Here is a 3,988-nt window from a genome sequence, read left to right as displayed (position 1 = left end):
AAGAGTTCTTACAACACTACGAACCAGATCTTGCGGGGGTACTCATTGTGGATGTGCGTATGCCTGGCATGAGTGGCTTAGAGCTTCAAGAAGCATTAATTGCACGCAAATCAACCATTCCTATGGTCTTTATCACTGGCCATGGTGATGTGCCTATGGCTGTTTCCACCATGAAAAAAGGTGCTGTGGACTTTCTTGAGAAGCCATTTAATGAGGCTGACTTACGCGCTATTGTGGCCCGCATGATTGATCAAGCCGCCAACCTTGCCTCTCAAGCCGCCCAACAACGCAATCATGATGAGGTTCTATCCCGTCTAACCGCTCGTGAACAACAAGTACTTGAGCGCATTGTTGCTGGCCGTTTAAATAAACAAATTGCAGGTGACTTAAACATCAGCATTAAAACCGTTGAAGCGCACCGCGCTAATATTATGGAAAAACTTGAAGTCACCACTGTCGCTGACTTAATGAAAATTGCTTTGACCAAATCCGGAGAAAATTAATATGAGTTCCAGCAGTGCGCGTGCCATTGACGGCAAAGCCTTAGCTCAGCGAGTTCGTGCCGACGTGGCTGAACGTGTTCTAAAGCTAAAAAGCAAAGACATCACCCCTGGCCTTACTGTAGTGCTAGTGGGCGAAGACGCAGCCTCACAAGTCTATGTACGCAACAAAGCCTTAGCTTGCGAGCAAGCCGGTATGAATTCAGATGTAATTCGTTTACCTGCAGAGACCTCCCAAGCTGATTTGCTCGAGCTAATTAACAAACTCAATCATGACAAAACAGTACACGGCATTTTAGTGCAATTGCCCTTACCCTCTCACTTAGATGAGCACGCGGTTATTGAGGCCATTGCAGCCACTAAAGATGTTGATGGCTTTCACATTAGTAACGCGGGTTTACTCTTGACAGGTAAACCGTTGTTTCGCCCTTGCACCCCTTATGGTGTGATGAAGATGCTAGAGGATGAGGGTGTTAACTTGCGCGGCGCTGAAGCCGTCGTCGTTGGCGCCAGTAATATCGTTGGCAAACCAATGGCCTTAATGCTTCAAGCCGAAGGTGCCACCGTGACCGTATGTAACAGCAAAACCAAGGATTTAGCTGCACATACCCGTCGCGCTGATGTACTTGTGGTTGCCGTAGGCCGTCCCAATATGATTACTGGTGACATGATTAAGCCGGGGGCGATCGTGATTGATGTCGGTATTAACCGCCTTGATAATGGCAAGCTAGCGGGTGATGTGGATTATGAATCAGCCCAAGCCGTAGCCAGCGCTATTACCCCCGTGCCGGGTGGCGTAGGGCCAATGACCATTGCCATGTTATTAGTCAACACCACCGAAGCCGCCGAACGCTGTTTATAAAATTTCAACCAAAAAGCGAGTTGTAATATGTCCAACCCCCTGTTAGCCCCTATCTCTCAGCTGATCGATTATGCTCAAATTAACGCCGAGCACGTTGTGCCCGCCATTGAGCAATTATTAACGCAGGCTAAAACAGCTGTTAATGATCTTAACCGTCAACCTGTGGCTACCTGGGATAACACGGTCACAGCCCTCAATAATGCGACTGAGCAACTATGGCGGGCTTGGACCGTGGTTGGACACCTAAACTCCGTGATTAACAGTCCTGAGCTACGCGAAGCCAAGACGGCGTGCTTACCCCAGATTACTGAATTCTCAACATGGTTAGGGCAAAACGAAAGCCTATACCAACGCTATCAGCAACTAGCTCAGTCCGCCGAGTTTAGTTCTTACAATATTGAGCAAAAACGCGCCATTGAATTAGCCTTACGTGATTTCCGTTTGGGTGGGGTTGAACTTCAAGGCGAGGCCAGAGCCCGTTATGGTGAGCTTTCAGAGCAGCAAGCTGTAGCGTCACAACGCTTTTCAGAAAACGTCTTAGACAGCATGGATCAATGGGCGTTGTATATTACTGATGAGTCCCAATTAGAGGGTATTCCAGCCGATACCAAAGCCGCTTTTGCGCAGGCAGCACAGGCGGATGACAAAGCAGGATGGAAAATCACGTTAAAGATGCCGAGCTATTTACCCGTTATGCAATATGCAACGAATCGGGATCTACGTCATACAGTCTATAAAGCCTACGCCACCATTGCCTCAGATCAGGCGCAAAAACCAGAACTCGATAACTCTGAAGTAATAGAGCAACTACTTCGCTTACGTGCAGAGGAATCCGCTCTATTAGGCTTCAATACCTTTGCAGAACTACGTCTTGAAACACGTATGGCAGACACAGCAGATCAAGTCATTGATTTTTTACGTGACTTGGCTCAACGCGCCCTCCCCTTTGCTCGTAAAGACCTAGAGCAACTCAAAGCCTACGCTATCGAATTAGGTATTAGCGATTTTCAACCATGGGATGCTGCCTTTGTCTCTGAAAAATTACGCGAATCTCAATACGCTTACTCTGAAGATGAAATCAAGCAATACTTTACTGAGCCACAAGTTCTCAATGGACTCTTTGACGTCGCTCAGCAGTTATTTGGAGTGCAGTTCAAACCAACCACGCTCTCGGTCTGGCATCCGGATGTGAGCGCGTTTGAGGTCATTAATCAGGATCAACAGCCCATTGGTTATCTCTATATGGACTTATATGCTCGGGCTGGAAAACAAGGGGGCGCATGGGTAAACAGTGAACGCAGCCGCCGTCGTATCAATCACGATCTACATCTACCTGTCACCTATCTAGTTTGCAACTTCAGCTCACCCCAAGATGGCAAGCCTGCTTTACTAACGCACGATGATGTTATTACCTTATTTCATGAAAGCGGTCATGCTCTACACAACTTACTTTCCACGGTTGATGAGCCCGATGTGTCTGCCTTTGCAGCAGTGGAATGGGATGCCATCGAACTACCCTCACAGTTTATGGAGAACTTCTGTTGGGAATATCCTGTAATTCAAAAAATGTCAGCGCACGTAGATACAGGCGCTCAATTACCGCTCGCACTTTACAATAAACTGCTAGCTGCAAAAAACTTTCAAAGCGGTATGCAAATGGTGCGCCAAATCGAGTTTTCTTTATTTGATATGCTGATTCACAATCAATCCACAGGCTTATCCATCACAGCAGTCCTCAACACCTTAGATCAGGTGCGCTCAGAAGTGGCCGTTGTTATTCCTCCTAGTTGGCACCGCTTTCCACACGCTTTCTCTCATTTATTTGCCGGAGGCTACGGTGCAGGCTACTACAGCTACAAATGGGCCGAAGTCCTATCTGCAGATGCGTATGCCGCCTTTGAAGAAAATGCAGTCGCTCTGTCCGATGGTAGCCGCAATACACTGGACTCAACCACTGGAATGCGTTTTCGTGATGAGGTCTTAGCCATTGGAGGCATTCGCCCTGCAGCAGAAAGCTTTGCGGCTTTTCGTGGTCGTGAGCCCTCTGCTGAGGCGTTATTACGCCACAGCGGCCTCACGGAAGCTGCTGTTCAATAGCAGATGATAACCCCCATGACATACATAAAACGTTATTTGTTTGGACTCATTGCACTATTTTTTTTAGTTGGTAGTGTATCAGTCCATGCCAATTCGCAAATTCATCCAATACGCGGCTTTATGCCGGATTTAAAATTCACACTCCAAGCCGCTCAGGGGAAAACGCTGACTGAAAAAGACATGCGTGGCAAAGTTGTGCTCATGTTTTTTGGCTATGCGAACTGCCCTGACATCTGCCCTACCTCTATGGCTCAACTGGCTGATGTAATGGAAAAGCTAGGTGATGAGGCACAGAAAGTGCGGATTTTATTTGTGAGCGTAGACCCTCATCGTGATAACCCCGACATGCTACAAGAGTACGTAGAAAACTTTGATGATCGCTATGCAATTGGTCTAACAGGCACAGAGAAACAAATTGCTGATTTAGCACGTCGCTATCGGGTTGCCTTTCAAATAGAGAAGCCTCGCTCCTCTAATCCGAATGACTACGAAGTCTCACATAGCCGCGGCGTGTATTTTTTTGATGCTA

At 47.3% G+C, this 3,988-nt stretch carries 4 protein-coding genes; all 4 read left to right on the top strand.

Translation table 11 applies throughout. The features are described 5' to 3' along the window. Nucleotides 1–503 (top strand): response regulator (locus tag Q0Z62_RS10630; protein ID WP_298054410.1); only part of this gene is annotated, 503 nt, incomplete at its 5' end. A 1-nt stretch (nt 504) separates the two neighbouring features. Further along, on the top strand, nt 505–1,362 hold the full coding sequence (folD, locus tag Q0Z62_RS10625) for a bifunctional methylenetetrahydrofolate dehydrogenase/methenyltetrahydrofolate cyclohydrolase FolD (RefSeq protein ID WP_269901929.1): 858 nt from the start codon (nt 505–507) through the stop codon (nt 1,360–1,362). 27 nt (nt 1,363–1,389) lie between these two features. Beyond that, entirely contained in the window at nt 1,390–3,459 is a 2,070-nt protein-coding gene (locus Q0Z62_RS10620; RefSeq protein WP_298054404.1) for a M3 family metallopeptidase, read from the top strand. 15 nt (nt 3,460–3,474) lie between these two features. Beyond that, nucleotides 3,475–3,988: SCO family protein (locus tag Q0Z62_RS10615; protein WP_298054400.1), on the top strand; the 514-nt coding region annotated here is incomplete at its 3' end.

The sequence above is a fragment of the uncultured Paenalcaligenes sp. genome, from assembly GCF_947630565.1.
Taxonomy (GTDB): Bacteria; Pseudomonadota; Gammaproteobacteria; order Burkholderiales; family Burkholderiaceae_B; genus Paenalcaligenes; species Paenalcaligenes faecalis.
Note: the sequence above shows the minus strand (reverse complement) of the source record. Positions and strands in the feature narration are given on the sequence as shown.

Bases quoted from the DNA above. Each gene is read 5' to 3' on its own strand.
- folD (WP_269901929.1), top strand. From the start codon at position 505: ATGAGTTCCAGCAGTGCGCGTGCCATTGACGGCAAAGCCTTAGCTCAG.
- Q0Z62_RS10620 (WP_298054404.1), top strand. From the start codon at position 1,390: ATGTCCAACCCCCTGTTAGCCCCTATCTCTCAGCTGATCGATTATGCT.